The 16,599-nt window shown below is 61.9% G+C and carries 17 protein-coding genes; 4 read left to right on the forward strand and 13 right to left on the reverse strand.

The genetic code is table 11. The features are described 5' to 3' along the window. Nucleotides 1-32 precede the first annotated feature (32 nt). The 11 genes from O987_RS15665 to O987_RS15715 form a co-directional block, all read right to left on the reverse strand. The gene (locus O987_RS15665; protein WP_003054201.1) at nucleotides 33-992 is read right to left on the reverse strand and encodes a Gfo/Idh/MocA family oxidoreductase; all 960 of its coding nucleotides are present in this window, start codon (nucleotides 990-992) and stop codon (nucleotides 33-35) included. An 89-nt stretch (nucleotides 993-1,081) separates the two neighbouring features. Then, nucleotides 1,082-1,951, reverse strand: coding sequence for a class III extradiol dioxygenase subunit beta (locus O987_RS15670; protein WP_003054198.1), 870 nt, complete (start codon nucleotides 1,949-1,951; stop codon nucleotides 1,082-1,084). Between the two features lie 3 nt (nucleotides 1,952-1,954). Beyond that, nucleotides 1,955-2,413: a protocatechuate 4,5-dioxygenase subunit alpha gene (gene ligA / locus O987_RS15675; protein WP_003054194.1), complete on the reverse strand. Its 459-nt coding sequence runs from the start codon at nucleotides 2,411-2,413 to the stop codon at nucleotides 1,955-1,957. An 82-nt stretch (nucleotides 2,414-2,495) separates the two neighbouring features. Further along, nucleotides 2,496-3,413 carry an amidohydrolase family protein gene (locus O987_RS15680; protein ID WP_019042089.1) on the reverse strand — a complete coding sequence of 306 codons (918 nt, stop codon included), beginning with the start codon at nucleotides 3,411-3,413 and terminating at the stop codon, nucleotides 2,496-2,498. A 180-nt stretch (nucleotides 3,414-3,593) separates the two neighbouring features. Beyond that, nucleotides 3,594-4,277: a 4-carboxy-4-hydroxy-2-oxoadipate aldolase/oxaloacetate decarboxylase gene (ligK, locus tag O987_RS15685; RefSeq protein WP_019042088.1), complete on the reverse strand. Its 684-nt coding sequence runs from the start codon at nucleotides 4,275-4,277 to the stop codon at nucleotides 3,594-3,596. Between the two features lie 133 nt (nucleotides 4,278-4,410). Next, nucleotides 4,411-5,439, reverse strand: a complete 1,029-nt coding sequence (locus tag O987_RS15690) for an amidohydrolase family protein (RefSeq protein WP_003054189.1) — start codon at nucleotides 5,437-5,439, stop codon at nucleotides 4,411-4,413. Between the two features lie 40 nt (nucleotides 5,440-5,479). Next, entirely contained in the window at nucleotides 5,480-6,877 is a 1,398-nt protein-coding gene (locus O987_RS15695; protein ID WP_019042087.1) for an MFS transporter, read from the reverse strand. A 161-nt stretch (nucleotides 6,878-7,038) separates the two neighbouring features. Further along, complete coding sequence (locus tag O987_RS15700; RefSeq protein WP_080731538.1) at nucleotides 7,039-7,731, reverse strand: substrate-binding domain-containing protein; 693 nt, start codon at nucleotides 7,729-7,731, stop codon at nucleotides 7,039-7,041. A 384-nt stretch (nucleotides 7,732-8,115) separates the two neighbouring features. Next, nucleotides 8,116-8,625 carry a hypothetical protein gene (locus tag O987_RS28175; protein WP_080731539.1) on the reverse strand — a complete coding sequence of 170 codons (510 nt, stop codon included), beginning with the start codon at nucleotides 8,623-8,625 and terminating at the stop codon, nucleotides 8,116-8,118. Nucleotides 8,626-8,947: 322 nt separating this feature from the next. Then, the gene (locus O987_RS15710; protein WP_003054180.1) at nucleotides 8,948-9,889 is read right to left on the reverse strand and encodes a PDR/VanB family oxidoreductase; all 942 of its coding nucleotides are present in this window, start codon (nucleotides 9,887-9,889) and stop codon (nucleotides 8,948-8,950) included. 8 nt (nucleotides 9,890-9,897) lie between these two features. Further along, nucleotides 9,898-10,863: an IclR family transcriptional regulator gene (locus O987_RS15715; RefSeq protein ID WP_235214159.1), complete on the reverse strand. Its 966-nt coding sequence runs from the start codon at nucleotides 10,861-10,863 to the stop codon at nucleotides 9,898-9,900. Here O987_RS15715 and O987_RS15720 point away from each other — a divergent pair. From O987_RS15720 to O987_RS15735, 4 genes are read left to right on the forward strand one after another with little or no spacing between them, the layout of a single operon-like run. Continuing rightward, nucleotides 10,852-12,165 carry a Rieske 2Fe-2S domain-containing protein gene (locus O987_RS15720; protein ID WP_043373341.1) on the forward strand — a complete coding sequence of 438 codons (1,314 nt, stop codon included), beginning with the start codon at nucleotides 10,852-10,854 and terminating at the stop codon, nucleotides 12,163-12,165. The genes O987_RS15715 and O987_RS15720 overlap by 12 nt on opposite strands. Then, on the forward strand, nucleotides 12,162-12,944 hold the full coding sequence (locus O987_RS15725) for an HpcH/HpaI aldolase family protein (protein WP_003054174.1): 783 nt from the start codon (nucleotides 12,162-12,164) through the stop codon (nucleotides 12,942-12,944). Before O987_RS15720 ends, O987_RS15725 begins: the two co-directional genes overlap by 4 nt. Before the next feature lie 2 nt (nucleotides 12,945-12,946). Then, nucleotides 12,947-13,930 carry a thiamine pyrophosphate-dependent dehydrogenase E1 component subunit alpha gene (locus O987_RS15730; RefSeq protein ID WP_003054173.1) on the forward strand — a complete coding sequence of 328 codons (984 nt, stop codon included), beginning with the start codon at nucleotides 12,947-12,949 and terminating at the stop codon, nucleotides 13,928-13,930. Continuing rightward, nucleotides 13,920-14,873: an alpha-ketoacid dehydrogenase subunit beta gene (locus O987_RS15735; protein ID WP_051962188.1), complete on the forward strand. Its 954-nt coding sequence runs from the start codon at nucleotides 13,920-13,922 to the stop codon at nucleotides 14,871-14,873. The genes O987_RS15730 and O987_RS15735 overlap by 11 nt, the downstream gene beginning before the upstream one ends. 222 nt (nucleotides 14,874-15,095) lie before the next feature. Here O987_RS15735 and O987_RS15740 read toward each other — a convergent pair whose 3' ends face one another. Together O987_RS15740 and O987_RS15745 are read right to left on the reverse strand one after the other, a co-directional pair. Next, nucleotides 15,096-15,341, reverse strand: coding sequence for a DUF2274 domain-containing protein (locus tag O987_RS15740; RefSeq protein WP_038212423.1), 246 nt, complete (start codon nucleotides 15,339-15,341; stop codon nucleotides 15,096-15,098). Next, nucleotides 15,338-16,597, reverse strand: a complete 1,260-nt coding sequence (locus O987_RS15745) for a TrbI/VirB10 family protein (RefSeq protein ID WP_043373346.1) — start codon at nucleotides 16,595-16,597, stop codon at nucleotides 15,338-15,340. Before O987_RS15745 ends, O987_RS15740 begins: the two co-directional genes overlap by 4 nt. Between the last annotated feature and the right edge of the window lie 2 nt (nucleotides 16,598-16,599).

The following is a 16,599-nucleotide window of genomic DNA, read 5'->3' on the forward strand; positions in this document are numbered from 1 at the left end:
CGCAGATGCGCCAGGCAATCAGTCCGCGCTGATCAGTCCGCGTTCAGTTGCTGCTCCAGGTCATGCAGGACCTTATAGCAGTTGAAGACCTGCTGCACGCTGGAGTTGGGCTCGCGGCCTTCGCGGATGGCGGCGAAGAATTCGCGGTCCTGCAGCTCGATGCCGTTCATGGAGACATCGACCTGGGACACGTCGATCTTCTCGTCCTTGCCGGTATACAGATCGTCGTAGCGGGCCAGATAGGTGCCGGTGTCGCCGATGTAGCGGAAGAAGGTGCCCAGAGGGCCGTCGTTGTTGAACGACAGGCTCAGTGTGCAGATCGCGCCATTGGCCGCCTTGAGCTGGATGCTCATGTCCATGGCGATGCCCAGATCCTTGTGGATGGGGCCTTGCACGGCATTGGCCTTGACGATGGGGCTGCCGGCCTGGTAGGCGAACAGGTCCACGGTGTGGGCGGCATGGTGCCACAGCAGGTGGTCGGTCCAGCTGCGGGCCTGGCCCAGCGCATTCATATTGGTGCGGCGGAAGAAGTAGGTTTGCACATCCATCTGCTGGATGTTGAACTCGCCGGCCTCGATCTTCTTGTGCACCCACTGATGGCTGGGGTTGAAGCGGCGGGTGTGGCCCACCATGGCCACCAGTCCGGTCTGCTTTTGCAGCTCGGCCACTTCCTGGGCGTCCTTCAGGGCATCGGCCAGGGGAATCTCGACCTGCACATGCTTGCCGGCCTTCATGCAGGCAATGGCCTGCTCGGCGTGCATCTGCGTGGGCGTGCACAGGATCACGGCATCGACTTCGGGCAGCGCCAGGCTTTCGGCCAGATCGGTTGCCACATGTGCGATACCGTATTTGTCGGCCACTTCCTTGGTCTGGTCAAAGCGGCGACCGACCAGGGAGACGACTTCCACGCCGTCGATGTTCTTGATGCCGTCCAGGTGCTTGATGCCGAAGGCACCCGCGCCAGCCAGCGCTACTTTGATGGTCTTGCTCATGATTGGGATCTCCGTAGAGCCGCCTCAGGGAGGCGAAGCCCCCCACAGGGGGGCGATGGATACGTGAAGCAGCGAACGTGGTGAAACGTTCACTGATTCTCGAGGATCAGATGGCCCACTGCGGTGTTCGATGCGGGCACATGGTAGAAGCGGTGCGCCACCTTGGGCAGCGGTGCGGGGCCGTCCACATCGGACATGGCACCACGCGCAATCAGCCACATCACCAGCTCGATGCCTTCAGAGCCGGCCTCGCGCACATAGTCGATATGCGGCATCTGGGCCAGTCCATGCGGGTTCTCGACCAGCAGGTCCAGGAACTGGTTGTCCCATTCCTTGTTGATCAGGCCCGCACGCGCGCCCTGCAACTGGTGGCTCATGCCGCCCGTGCCCCAGATATGCACATTGATGTCCTGGTCGTAGCTCTCCACGGCCTTGCGGATGGCGCGGCCCAGGTTGAAGCAGCGCTGGCCCGTGGGCACGGGATACTGCACCACGTTCACGGCGAAGGGAATCACTGGGCAGGGCCAGGAGCCGGTCTTGGGGTCCTGCTCGCCGCACATCAGCGACAGCGGCACGGTCAGGCCATGGTCCACGTCCATCTTGTTGACGATGGTCAGGTCGAAGTCCTGCTGGATCACGGACTGGGCAATGTGGCTGGCCAGATCGGGATGACCGACCACCTTGGGCACGGGACGCGGGCCCCAGCCTTCGTCGGCGGGCTGGAATTCCGCAGCCGTGCCGATGGCGAAGGTCGGAATGCAGTCCAGGCTGAAGGCCGTGGCGTGGTCGTTGTAGACCAGGAAGATCACGTCGGGCTTGTTGTCCTTCATCCACTGGCGGGAGAAGTCATAACCCTTGAACAGGGGCGCCCAGTAGGCTTCCTGGGTCTTGCCCATGTCCATGGCGGCGCCGATGGCAGGCACGTGCGAGGTGAAAACGGATGCGGTGATGCGTGCCATGTCTTAGTTGCCTTCCTGGTTCTGGTTGCCTGCGCTGCGAGCACTTCCCTGTGGCTGATGGTGTGCCTGCGCATCGCCATCCTCGCCCACATAGCGGTTGCCTTCGGCAGAGCGGCCTCCGCCCATCATCATGGCGCGGTACTCTTCTTCGGTCATGCCGGTCATGGAGCCAGCCATCTGCTGGAAGCTCTTGCCGTCGGTGGCGCCGATCTTGGCCAGGAAATAGATATTGCCGCCGGTGCGCATGCACCAGTTCAGATCGCGCGCCAGCACGGCCTGCTTCTGCTCTTCGGTCATCGCCCACTCGTCGAGATAGGCACGCTCGTTGGCGCGGAAGCGCTCACGGTTCTCTGCCTTCATCAGGCTCATGCAGAACTGGTTGAGCCAGTAGCCCTTGCGGGACTGCTCGGCATCGAAAATGATGGTGCCGGGCACGTCCAGATACGGTTTTTCCAAAGCCATAAATTCTCCTCGTTAACGGATGGCGCAGCCCATGCGACAAGGCTGCAGCCTGTTTCCGGGTGTATGTGTCGCCGGAACTCCGTCAGACCTCTTCGGGCCAGTACAGACGCATGGGGTTGTCCACCAGCAGCTTTTGCTGCAGCTGCGCGGTGGGAGCGATATGGGGAATGAAGTCCACCAGCAGGCCGTCGTCGGGCATGTGGTCCTTCAGGTTGGGGTGCGGCCAGTCCGTTCCCCAGAGCACGCGATCGGGGAACTCCTCGACCACGCGGCGCGCGAAAGGCACCACGTCCTGGTAGGCATTCTGCTCACCATGAAGCGCCTTGGGGCCGGTGACGGACAGACGCTCGGGGCAGGACACCTTGCTCCAGACGTTCTGGTGCTCGCGCATGAACTTCAGGAACAGGGCGAACTCTTCGCTGTCCACGCCCTTGGTGACGTCGGGGCGGCCCATGTGGTCGACCACCACGGTGGTGGGCAGCGCGGTGAAGAAGTCCCAGAGCTCGGGCAGGTCCACAGCTTCGAAATAGATCACCACATGCCAGCCCAGCTTGGCGATGCGGCCCGCGATCTCCATCAGCTCGTCCTTGGGCGTGAAGTCCACCAGACGCTTGACGAAGTTGAAGCGCACGCCGCGCACGCCGGCGTCATGCAGGGCCGAGAGTTCGGCATCGCTGATGGAGCGCTTTACCGTGGCCACGCCACGGGCCTTGCCGCCCGAGGACTTGCAGGCATCGACCATGGCGCGGTTGTCCGCACCGTGGCAGGTGGCCTGCACCACCACATTGCGTGCAAAACCCAGATGGTCGCGCAGCGCATACAGCTGGGCCTTGCTGGCGTCACAGGGGGTGTACTTGCGCTCGGGGGCGAAGGGGAACTCGTTGCCGGGGCCGAACACATGGCAGTGCGCATCCACAGCGCCGGCAGGCAGCTTGAACTGGGGCTTGCTGGGGTTGGCATACCAATCCATCCAGCCGGGGGTCTTTTCAAATTCGCTCATTTGTCTTTTCCTCGATGGTCTGTGAGTGGGCCATAGCCGCCAATACTGGCGCCGCACAACTCAGAGATGCCAAGCAAGAGCCGCCTCGCAGCGAGGGCATCGCCCCCCTTCGCATTGCCAAGCAAAGCGAGAGAGGGGGAAGGCGCGGGGCCGCCTAGGCGAAGCGACTCAGGGGGGGGGTTAATCAATATATTTCAGGCCGGCCTTTTCCAGGGGCTCGCGCATCTTGTACATATCCAGGCCGAGGATGCCCGAGGCGAGCTTGGCGCGCTTCTCGCCTTCGAAGCTTTCACGCTTCTGGGCGGCGGCCAGCACTTCCACGGCACGCGCGGCGGGCACGCAGACCACGCCGTCGTCGTCGGCCACGATCACGTCACCGGGCGTGACCAGCATGCCGGCGCAGACGATGGGGATGTTGACCGAGCCCAGGGTGGCCTTGATCGTGCCCTTGGAAGAGATGGCCTTGCTCCAGACCGGAAAGTCCATCTCCTGCAGCGTCTTCACGTCGCGCACGCCGGCATCGATGATCAGCGCGCGTGCGCCGCGCGCCTGGAAGCTGGTGGCCAGCAGGTCGCCGAAGTAGCCGTCGGTGCACTCTGCGGTGACGGCTGCGACCACGATGTCGCCGGGCTGAATCTGCTCGGCAGCCACATGCATCATCCAGTTGTCGCCGGGCTGCAGCAGCACCGTGACGGCGGTGCCCGAGACCTGCTTGCCGGCATAGATGGGGCGCATATAGGGCTTGAGCAGACCGACGCGGCCCATGGCCTCGTGCACGGTGGCGGAGCCCAGGGCGGCCAGGCCGTCAGCAGCAGCGCGGTCGGCGCGCTGGATATTGCGGTAGACAACTCCCAGTTCGTACATGGAAATACCTCTTTGCTAAGACGTTATTGAATCAAAAAAGTGAGCTGCTATCGCATGCCACAAATCAAATTTGAATAGTTTTCATATTGAAAACGTTTCATTACCTAAGGTAGCAGCTCTCTTTTTTGAGAAGTTACAGACCCTTGGCCTTCAGCGCCTTGTCCAGGCGCGTGAACACGCGGCGGGCATTGCCTTCGTAGACGGCGTGCTTTTCATCGGCCGTCAGGTTCTGCGTGGCTTCGATGTAGCGCTTGGTGTCGTCGTAGTAGTGACCGGTCTGCGGATCGATGCCGCGCACGGCGCCGATCATTTCGCTGGCGAACAGGATGTTCTTGGTCGGAATCACTTCCGTCAGCAGATTGATGCCGGGCTGGTGGTAGACGCAGGTGTCGAAGTAGATGTTGTTGAGCAGATGCTCTTCCAGCAGCGGCTTCTTCATCTCCTGCGCCAGACCGCGGAAACGGCCCCAGTGGTAAGGCACGGCGCCACCGCCATGGGGGATCAGGAACTTCAGGGTCGGGAAGTCCTTGAACAGATCCGAAGTCAGGCACTGCATGAAGGCCGTGGTGTCGGCATTCAGATAGTGGCTGCCCGTGGTGTGGAAGCAGCTGTTGCAGCTGGTGGAGACATGGATCATCGCGGGGATGTCGTACTCCACCATTTTTTCGTAGATGGGGTACCAGCTCTTGTCGGACAGCGGAGGAGAAGTCCAGTGGCCGCCCGAGGGATCGGGGTTCAGGTTCAGACCCACGTTGCCATATTGCTCCACGCACTTGACCAGCTCGGGAATGCAGGTCGCGGGATCCACGCCGGGCGACTGGGGCAGCATGGCGGCGGGAATGAAGTGATCGGGGAACAGCTCGCTGACGCGGAAGCACAGCTCGTTGCAGATGGCGGCCCAGGTGCTGGAGGTCTGGAAGTCACCGATGTGGTGCGCCATGAACGAGGCACGGGGGCTGAAGATGGTCAGATCGGAACCACGCTCCTTCATCAGGCGCAACTGGTTGGTTTCGATGGTCTCGCGGATTTCATCGTCGCTGATCTTCAGATCGGCCACCGACGGGGTCTTGCTCGGGTCCTTGAGGCCGGCGATCTGCAGATCGCGCCATGCGCCCAGGGCCGCTGGCGCCGTGGTGTAGTGACCGTGTACGTCAATGATCATCTTCAAGCTCCGTTCAAAATAATTCGTCTATCTAAAAAGTTCAGTGCGCGCCGCCCAGGCCCAGCATGGAGGTGCGCGGTGCGCCGCCGGCGTAGCGGTTCTTGACCAGCAGCGCCAGCGCAGCGATGACGCCGGGAATGGCGACCACCATGAAGACCTGCGGCAGCTCCAGGTGACGGCGCGACAGCTCGGCCACCAGGAAAGAGCCTGCAATGCCGCCAAAGCGGCCGATGCCCAGCATCCAGGACACGCCGCTGGCACGGCATTCCGTGGGGTAGTACTCGGCAGCCAGCGCCTGCATGGACGACTGTGCCGCATTCATCAGCAAACCGGCAATGAAGACCGAAGCCACCAGCATGCCCACGCCGCCGCCGAGCACCTGGCCGATGAAGGCCACGCCCAGGCTGGTCAGGAAGTAGCCGGCCGCAATGATCAGATTGGCATTCCAGCGGTCCATCAGCAGACCGACAAAGATCGCGCCCACGCCGCCGAGCTGGAACAGCGCGGCAATCACGGCCGCCTGGCTGGCGGGCACGCCCGCCTCCTTGAACAGCACGGGCATCCAGTTGACCAGGCCATAGACGATCACCAGGCCCATGAAATACGTCACCCACAGGGCCAGCGTGCCGACCAGATATTTCTGCGAGAACACCAGACGCAGGCCCTGGGGACCCTGCTGTGCCTGGGCGGCAGCCTCGCCGCCGTCGTTCAGAACGAAGCGCGCGGCATTGCGCGTGCCTGCGGCGATGCGCACCATCACCTTGCGTACGCGGTCGGCCGAGTAGTTCTTGAGCACCATGAAGCGCACCGACTCGGGCAGCATCACGATCATCAGCACGGCCAGGATCAGGGGCACCACGCCGCCCACGATCAGCAGGCTGCGCCAGCCGAAATGCGGAATCATCCAGGCCGCGATAAAGCCGCCGAAGGCCGAGCCGATGGGGAAACCGCAGAACATGCAGTTGGTGATGAAGGAACGCTTGCTGTCGGGGCAGTATTCGTTCATCAGCGTGATGGCGTTGGGCATGGCGGCGCCAAGACCCAGGCCGGTGATGAAGCGCCAGATGGTCAGGCCTTGCAGATCGTGCACCAGACCGGAGGCAATCGATGCACCGCCCATCACCACCGCAGCGATGATCAGCACGGTCTTGCGGCCCACGCGGTCCGCCAGCGGACCCGCGCCCAGCGCGCCGAACGCCAGGCCGAACAGGGCCGCGCTCAGCACCGGGCCCAGATGGGATTTGTCGATGCCCCATTCGCCGAGCAGCGAAGGCGCGATGAAGCCGATGGCGGCGGTATCAAAACCGTCGAGCAGAACAATCAAAAAACAGAGGAAGAAAATCCCCCACTGGAAGCCCGAGAACGGGCTCTCGTTGAGCACGGTCTGCACGTTGACGACCGTCGGGTCGGTGTTCTGTTTGCTAGTTTGCGAAGTCATAGTTGGAATCTCAGTTGCCTCTCTTTGTCGCCTCTATCTCCTGTCTCGCGGCTGGCGCCAAAGCCTCGAAGGCATCTGGTACGTCCGTCACGAAAGGGCTATGACTGCCCTTTTGCTGGATGGGGTGCAGTGCCCAGGCCCCCGCCTGGACACGAATCAATTCAAGCGGGTTCCATGCCCTGGCGGCGCTTGGCCGCTGCGGCCTCGGGCGAAGCCATGAAGGCCAGCAGACGCTGCACGGCATCGGCATGGGCCGAGCCTGCCACCAGGCCGGCCGAAAACACGGTGTCGATGGCAATCGCAGCAGGCAGGCCGCCCACGATCCTGATGCCCTCGACATGGATCAGCTCGCTCAGCTGCTGAAAGCCCAGGGCCACTTCGCCCGAAGCAATCATGGAGCCCACGGGAACGCCGGGCCTGGCCTGCACGATGCGGGACTGGATCTCGTCGGCAATGCCCCAGCGCTCGAACAGCTTTTGCAGCGCCACACCGCTGGGGCCGGTGGAGTAACCAATGCTGGGCGCCGCCAGCACGGCAGCGCGCACGGCCTCTTCCGAAGCGATATCGGGCTGGGCCGCAGCGGCAGGCACGGCCACGGCGGTGCTGGAGAGCACCAGATCCACCTTGCTGCCTGCAACCACACGGCCGGCGGCCTGCAGCTTGTCGATGGCGTTGGAGGCCAGGAAGACCACATCGAAGGCCTCTGCGCCGGACTGCACACGCTGCGCGGCATCCACACCGCCCACGGATTCGATCTGCACCGGCTCGCCGCCCTGCTCCTGCCAGGCTGCGGCCAGATCGGCGAGGACCTGGCGGGTTGCCATGGAAGAAATGCCCTTGAGTGCTGCGCTCATGCCGAAAGACTCCTGAAGTGGATGCAGTGGCTGCCCCGCCAGATTCCGCAACCCAGCCTTCCAGGCTTTGCGAGCCACTCCCTCATGCTGCGGGCACACTGCACCGGCAGGACAGGGACGCTCGACAGGGTTTGCGCAAGGGCAACCATCTAGTCAAAACGAATGAGACTATTGTCGATAGCCCCGAGCGCCCCTACTAGGCAAGCCCTCCGCTAGCAGCTATGCCAGGAAGGCATAGCAAAGTGCTTACTCATATCACGTATAAATACCTACAAACAAACCACAAATCCAATAAAGAGAAAAGGCTGAATGCTATTTTTTCAATAGCACCCAGCCTTCATTGCTGTGCACAAGCAACAGTAAATTTAGTGGTTAACCCCTAATTTAGTCGCCGTGGCGTCCATGTCCATGTCCACGGCCATGACCATGACCGTGCCCCCGGTCGTCGCGATCATGCCTGTCCCAGTCACGTCGGTCGTGGCGATCGCCTCGGTCCCAGTGGCGATGATCGCGGCGTTCGTCACGCCAGTCGCGCCTGTCATGATGGTGATGCGGCGGTGGTGCTGCACGCCAATGGGGTGGCGGATTGCGCAGGAAATAGACCGGCTGGCCGCAGGCATGGTAGCGACCGCAGTAACGGCGCCAGTTGCGCGAATGACCGGGTGGCACCCACATATAGATGGGCTGCACCTGCGGCACCACCGGGCCGCCCCACATCGGCTGGGCATAAAGCACCTGCGGCGGCGCATTGCCGATATTGACCTGACCGTAAACCCCGGGCGCCAGCTGCCCGGAAACGGAGCCACTGATATAGGCCTGGGCCTGGGCGGCACCCGCTGCGCAAACCAGCGCCAGAGCCGCCAGGCAGCGAGTGAGTGAAGTGCGATTGGACATATGTCTCCATGCTCGATTGAGATCACCGTGGGGCCGGCGAGATCGCGCTTCAACCCGGAAACGCTTAAGCCCTTAACGCGCCAGAGCCGGTTCCCGCTGACCTGTATCCATCTCGAAGCGTAAAGAGGCGTAATGCGCGGATTCGGCTCAATCGGCTGAACGGGCCGGCCAGCCTCTGACCTTATCGTCCGGCCCCACATCTCACCGCCCACAGATGCAGCGCAAGCTCGATTGCGCCATGCACCATCCTATGGCGGCGCCGGGCCTTGCCGACACGCCGCCAGAAGCCATCACGCTAAGGCAAAGGGCGATCGCCATGCGCTCAGAGCGCAATCACGAGCATGCTGGACTTGGCCCGCGAACAGCAAGGCAGGAAGACGCTGCAAGACTGCTTTTCATCGTCCGTGAGGTACATGTCGCGATGCTCGGGCTCCCCCTCGACCACCCTGGTCAGACAGGTCCCGCACACGCCTTGCTCGCACGAGACCGGAATCTGTATGCCTGCAGCGGCCAGCGCATTGACCACCGTGACCCCCTCTGGCACCCGCACGATCCGGCCCTGCCCTTGAATCTCGATGTCGAATCCGCTGGAGTCGGCCTGCGAGACCTGCGCAGCAAACAATTCGTAGTGCACGCGATCCGAAGCCCAGCCCAGGCTTTGGGCACAGTCCAGGACCGCGTCGATGAGACCTTTGGGGCCACACACATAAAGGTGGGCATCGGCGGCGGGATTCTCCAGCAAGGCTGCCAGCTCCAGCCCGCCTTGGTCGTCAAAGTGAAACTGCGCGTGCTCGCCCAGCTCTGCAGCCAACAGGTCATGGAACGCCATCTTGCTGCGGCTGCGTGCTGCGTAATGCAGACGAAAGCCGCGTCCCAGTGCCTGCAGACGACGCGCCATGCCCACCATCGGGGTGATGCCGATGCCGCCAGCTATCAGCAGCGAATGGGCGGCCTCCTCCCGCAGCGCAAAGTGGTTGCGCGGTTGGCTGATCCAGAGCTCGTCGCCCTGCTGCACCGCAGCGTGCATGTTCACCGACCCGCCACGGCCCTGCGGACTTCTGAGGACGGCAATCTGGTAATGCTCACCCGGCGTATTCATCAAAGAATACTGACGGATGAGGCCATTGGGCAGATGCACGTCAATATGCGATCCCGGTGAGAAATGCGGCAGCGGCTGCGGCCCGGCGGCTTCCAGCCGGTAGCTGGATATTTCATCGGTTTCCGCTGTTTTCCGCGTCACTTTGACCTTGATTTTTCCCACCATGGACTCCCTTACCTCATTGCAACACCCCCCGTCAAACTGCCAACCAGCGACAGCAATCGAGGGCCGTAATTGGACTCAAGCTCGCCTTTTGCCACCTGATATGACTGCAACACGCAATTCATGACGGCAATTTCCATATTCGGCTCCCGGATCAAGGGAACCGCCACCGCATAAATATCAGGCCTCAAATCACCATACGAATAACAAAAGCGCTTTACCCTGTATTCCGCCAAGCTACGCTCCACCGCCTCGCCAAATTTTTCCCAGAGCTCCGGGGTTTTCACCTTGGCCTCATTGAGCAAGGCGTCCCGCTCCACGGAAGTGCAGGCACATAAATAGGCTCGACCAATTGCACTCGAAATCATCGAATGTGCCATCCCTACTTCAGCCATATTGGCGGAGTACACAGAGCGAGCCCTTGCCGTCTCCACATAAACCATTTGCATGCGCTCCCGAAAACCGAGAGAGACCGAGCCTTGAACCGCATTGGCAAAATCATGCATGGCGGGCCTGGCCATTTGGCGTACCCCGAGATTCGCAAGCAAAGGGTAGGCCAGGGTCAGGATCGCCGGAGCCAGCAGATAGCGGCCCGTGTCCTTGTCAGAGCGCAAATAGCCCAATTGCATCAAGGTATAGGTGAAGCGGGACACCGTCGCTTTCGGCATACCCGTCAACCCCGAAAGCTCCTTGTTGCTCAGGCTTCCGCGCTCCGGCGAGAAACAACGCAGCACATCCATGCCTCTGGCAAGCGTGTAGGCGAACTGTCGATCCGAGGGATTTTTATCGTCTTGAGGGTAATCAACCATGGTTTGACTCGCTAAGCAGAACTTTGTTTCGACATGCGAAACAAAACATATTTTCTGTTCCGAATCGAAAAACAATATACGCATATTCCAGCTTTGTCCACCCTGCTGGATCAAACCAAGAACGTATCCAGCCGATTCCATCCCCACGGAGCGCCCATGTTGAACCATGAAGACAACCAGCTATTGACATCGACCCTGCCTCAAACCGGTATGGGTGATTATTTCAGGAGGTTTTGGCAGCCCGTTTTGCTATCGTGTGAACTTCCCGATGCCGATGGCCCTCCCAAGAAAGTAAAGATCCTCGGCGAAGATCTTCTGGCCTTCCGGGATACCGATGGCTTGGTGGGCCTGGTGGATCATATTTGTTCACATCGCGGTGCCAGCCTCTATTACGGCCGAAATGAAGAAAACGGCATTCGCTGCGTCTTTCATGGCCTCAAATTCGATCGCCATGGAAAATGCATCGATATTCCGATTGCCGCTCCAGGCACCTGCCGTGAAAAGCTCAATCTCAAGTCTTACCCCACGCACGAGGCCGGGGGATATATCTGGGCCTATATGGGCCCCAGGGAGGAAACTCCCGAGTTCCCGGCCATGGAATTCACCGCCGTTCCGGCGAATCATGTTTACGTCTCGAAAAAATGGCAGGACTGCAATTGGGCCCAGTGCCTGGAAGGCGCCATCGACACCGCCCATTTCTCGTTTCTTCACATGGTGATTGCCAAGGACGAAGAAGAGGCACTGAGCAAGCTGCAGCACGCGGCCATCGGCGCGCAATCCGCCCAGAACGCACGCATCCGCTGGGTCAAGGACGACCCGACGCCCAAGTTCGAAGTGCTCGAAACCGATGTCGGTCTGACGATTGGTGGCGCTCGCAAGGCCGACGGCGATGATCTGTACTGGCGCATTGCCCAGTTCCTGCACCCCAACCATGCGCTTGTGCCGAGTGCCTTTCCTGGAGAGAACTACCACGGCCAGACCTTTGTGCCCGTGGATGACCACTCCTGCTGGATCTACACCTACACATGGAACCCCGATCGCCCGCTCACGGATGAGGAAATCGCGCGCTGCAAGATAGGCCATACCGTGCACGCGCAGGTCGACGACAACTACGTTCCTCTGCGCACCAAGGGCAATGACTACCTGATTGACCGTGCCGCCCAAAAAAGCCACAGCTTCACGGGCATCGAGGGCGTCTCCGAGCAGGATGCCGCCATCCAGGACAGCCAAGGCCCGATTGCCGACCGCACCCGCGAGCACCTCTTCCCGACCGATGTGGGCGTTGCGCGCTTTCGTCGCCACATGCTGCAGGCGGTGCGTGCGCTGAAGGAAACACAGCAAGCCCCCAAGGCGGCAGCCCCTGCCGGGTCCTACAAGATGCGTTCCGGCGGCTGGGTGGCACACAAGGACAAGAAGCTGCACGAAGTGATGGTCGAGCGCTTCGGCCACCAACAGGGCATCGTGGCATGAGCACGATCGCCAGCAGCCTCAAGCAGAAGCTGCAATCGGGCCAGCAGGTCGTCGGCCTGTTTTGCTGCACCTACAGCCCACAGATCGCCGAGGCCCTGGGCGAAACAGGCCTCGACTTCCTGCTGTTCGACAACGAACACACCCCCAACAACTCCGTCAACCTGCATGCGCAGCTGTGCTCCTTGAAGGGCACCGGCACAGAAGCGGTGCTGCGCCTGCCCATGATCGACGAGTTCACGATCAAGCTCGCGCTGGACCTGGGCGTGCGTTCGCTGATGCTTCCCAACGTCAAAACCCCGGAAGAAGTGCAGCGCATGGTGCGCTACGCCTACTACCCGCCCCTGGGGCAGCGCGGGATTGCGGGCTCGGTGCGAGCTGCCCGATACGGCAGAAACCAGCAGTACCTGCAAGAGGCCAACCAACAGACTTCGCTGATCATTCAGATCGAATCGCTGCAGGGCGTGAAAAACCTCGAAGCAATTCTGCAAAGCACCAGTCATGTCGATGCCGTTTTTCTCGGTCCGCATGACCTGGCCGCAGACATCGGCCTGATGGGCCAGCCCCGGCATGAGCGCGTGGCGGCACTGTGCGTCCAGGCCATCCAGACCGCGACACGCCTGGGCAAGGCCTCGGGCATTTTGTGCACGCCGCAAGACATGCCCGTTTTCCAGGAGGCGGGGGTCCGCATGTTTGTGCTGGGCTCCGACATGGGCGTGCTGCTGAACTCCACAGCCCAACTGCTTCAACGATTCGAAGAGCTCGCCAATACAAGGAGATGACGATGCAATATTCAATAGAGCCGATCAGCGCCAGCGATGTCCTTGCGGCAAAGGAGTTGCTGGAGCAAATGATCCGCATACGTCTGCTGGAAGAGAAGATTGCAGACCTGCGCAAAAGTGGCGAGATTCAGGGTTCCGTTCACCTGTGCATAGGTCAGGAAGCCATCTACAGCGGCAGCTGCGCTGCCCGTCAACCCGGCGATCGGGTGTTTTCCACCTATCGAGGCCATGGCTGGGCCCATGCCTGCGGCGTGCCAGCCGAAGCCATTCTGGCGGAATTGCTGGCCCGTGAGACCGGGGTGTGCGCGGGCCGTGGCGGCTCTGCCTACTTCAGTGCGCCTGAATGGGGATTTTTTGGCGAAAACTCCATCGTCGGTGCCGGTGCCCCGATAGCCTGCGGTGCCGCATTGGCCAGCACGATGGCCAAGGACGGCAGCCTCGCCATCACCGCCTTCGGTGATGGGGCGATGAACCAGGGAGGCGTGTTCGAGGCGATGAACTTCGCCTCATATCTCAAATTGCCAGTGATTTTTCTGTGCGAGAACAACACCTATGCCGAGCTGACACCGATTGCCGACACCGTGCGCGATGCCGCACTTTTCAAGCGTGCCCGCGCCTTCGGCATGGATGGCGTACGCATCGATGGCAATGACATCCTGGGCGTCAGGCAATGCATGGAGCATTTCGGTCAGAAGGTGCGCAATGGCCACGGGCCTGTGCTCATCGAGATGATGACGCAGCGCCTGGTGGGCCACTACATCGGCGACATGCAGAGCTACCGCACAGCCCGTGAAATTGCCGAGGCCAAGCTGCATGAACCCATCGTGCGCCTGGGTCAACGCCTGCAACTCAGCGGCGTGTCCGATGCCGAGGTTCAGAACATCCACCTCAATGCTGCCGCCCATATCGAAGCGGCCACCGCCAAGGCACTGAACGCCCCCCTGGCCTCTGCCGACACCGTGATGGAGCACCTTTATGCAGAATGAACAAGCCACATCGACCCTAGCACTGAGCTACGCCAAGGCCATCAACGCGGCATTGAGCCGGGCCTTGACGCACATGCCTGAAACCTTGCTCTTCGGCGAGGATGTGGCCAAACCCGGTGGCGTTTTCGGGGTCACCAAGGATCTGCAAAAGGAGTTCGGCAGCGCACGCGTTTTTGACACGCCGATCAGCGAAACCGCGATGCTGGGCACCGCTGTGGGCGCTGCCATGTGCGGCATGAGGCCCATCGTCGAGATCATGTGGATCGACTTCAGCCTGGTCGCCATGGACCAGATCGTGAACCAGGCCGCCAATGTGCGCTATGTCTCGGCCGGCAAGCTGCAGGCCCCCATGACCATCCGCACGCAGCAAGGCGCCCTGCCCGGCTCCTGCGCCCAGCACTCGCAGAACCTCGAGGCCATGTTTGCCCATGTACCCGGCCTGCGGGTCGGGCTGCCGGCGACTGTGCAGGATGCCTACGACATGCTGCTGACTGGCATTGCCTGCAACGACCCGAGCCTGATCATCGAGAACCGGGGGCTTTATCACACCCTGACGGAGCCGGTCACCCTGAACGGCCCGGTGCAAAGCAGCTTTGACGCTCACATCACACGCAGCGGCCGCGACCTGACCATTGTGACCTGGGGCAGCATGCTGCACCGCGTGCATGAAGCAGCGCAGACCTTGCACGCCGAGCATGGCATCGATGCCGAGGTCATCAATGCACGCTGGATTGCGCCTTTCGACTGGCCCACACTACAGCAAAGCGTGCACAAAACCGGTCGCCTGCTGATCGTGCACGAAGCCAATCTGACCGGTGGCTTCGGCGCCGAGATCGCGGCCCGCATCCATGCCGAGTCCTTCGGCGCTCTCAAAAAATTGCTCATGTCAAGCCCTGGCCCGGAATTTCCAGGGTTTGAAATCATAAGCAGGGCAATAGGTTAGCTCTGTTTTGGGCCACTTGAAGTGACTGCTGCGTCGTGGGCTAGGTGCCACATAAGAGCGTCGGGAGAGAAAGCCGGATCGCACTTGGTCGTGCTGGATTGCCGGGAGGCGGCGGGCTTGTCGCACCATGATAGCCCAAGTGGCTTCGCAGCATCCAGAACGAAGAACGCGCAGCCGAAGGCTGCGCGTTCGATGAATGCCGTTGGATGGCACGCGACGCCATCAGGCCGGTTTCGTTGGCGCGCTCCGTATCGCCGAGCCCTTCCTGAATCCCCTGTCCCCCGCCATGAAGGCTTCCAGCATGTACGGAATCAGCGTCATGGCATCGACCACCTCGCCATACGCTTGAGCGTGCAGCGCGGCGTAGCAGTCGAGGTCGGCCTTGAGGCTGGCCGGGCACGAGAACGTGAGCTTCGTGCTCTCAGTCTTGGGAAGCGGCCCGAGCCGCAGCTTCTTGGTGGTGTTCATCGCATTGCTCCCCGGTTGAAGAACATTGGCTGGTACGGTCGCAGCACCAGATCGCGGTTGACGATGATCCGCACCGGCAGGCCCGGCCGCTCCGTCAAAGTCGGCTGGATGTTCATGTTGCGCCTGGTCATCTCCTGGCCCACCTGGTTGATGCTGTCTTGTGCGCTGTCGCGCCCAGCGATCACGATGCGGTTGCCGTTCTGCCGGTTCTCCGGCGCGGCCAGCTCGGCACCCACGCCCAGCAATGTGGTCAGCGCCGCACCGGCAAAGACGCGATCCCAGTGCCAATCGACACCATCCTCCAGGCCGGCATAGCCGGCCGGATCGGTGCCCGCGAGGTTGTCGAGCTTCAGCGAAGACGTGTCCGGCAGGATGATTCGGTTCCACACCACCTGCACGCGGCTTTGCCCGTAGCTCACCTGGCTGTTGTACTTGCCCAGGATGCGCGATCCCTGCGGGATCAGCAGGAACTTGCCCGTCGCCGTGTCGTAGACCGGCTCCGTCACCGTGGCGATCACGTCGCCCGGCAAATCAGACTTGATGCCCGTCACCAGCGCACCGGCGATCACCGTTCCCGCCATGACCTGATACGGCGAGGACGGCATTTGCAGACTGGTGGAATTACGGGTTTCCGTAGAGGCGCCTTTCAGGAAAGCCTCTTTCTGGTTTTGCCGGTTCTGCACGGCGGTTGGGTCGGCAGGCTGGGCCGCCGTCGAGGCCGGGCCAGCGGCCAGCGGGTCGAAGCCCGCCAAGGCCGATGCCGGGCCAGCTGCTTGCGCGGTCGCTGGCGCTGCGGTCTTGCCGGGAGTGCCTGAGCGGAAAAACACCGACGAGGCTGCGGCTGCTTCGGCCTCCTTGCGCCGCGCATCCTCCGGGTCATGACCCGGTGGCGCATAGGTCGGCGTCACCGGCTGCTGCGACTTCACGATGGCCGGGCCAAGGTCGCCGGGCAGCGGCGGCCCCAGCTCCGGCACCTTCGGCAGCTTGGAGTAGTCGGAGGGCAAGCCATCCAGCCCTTCAGACTTCGACACGCGATCGACGTTGTACAGCTCGGTCCGCTCGCCTGCGCCGCGCCGATGTGACTGCAATGACCAGATCGTGGCTCCCAGCACGGCGACCGACAGGCCGCCGGTGAGCATGGCCAAGGTGCGCCGGTTCAGGCGCGTGACCGGACGCGGCTGCGCGCGCAGCGCCACCGCCTCGGGTGCCACCTTGCCCGCCTGCGGCGCAAGGTCAGGAGAATCGTCCTGGCTCATGG

The organism is Comamonas testosteroni TK102, from assembly GCF_000739375.1.
Lineage (GTDB): Bacteria > Pseudomonadota > Gammaproteobacteria > Burkholderiales > Burkholderiaceae_C > Comamonas > Comamonas brasiliensis.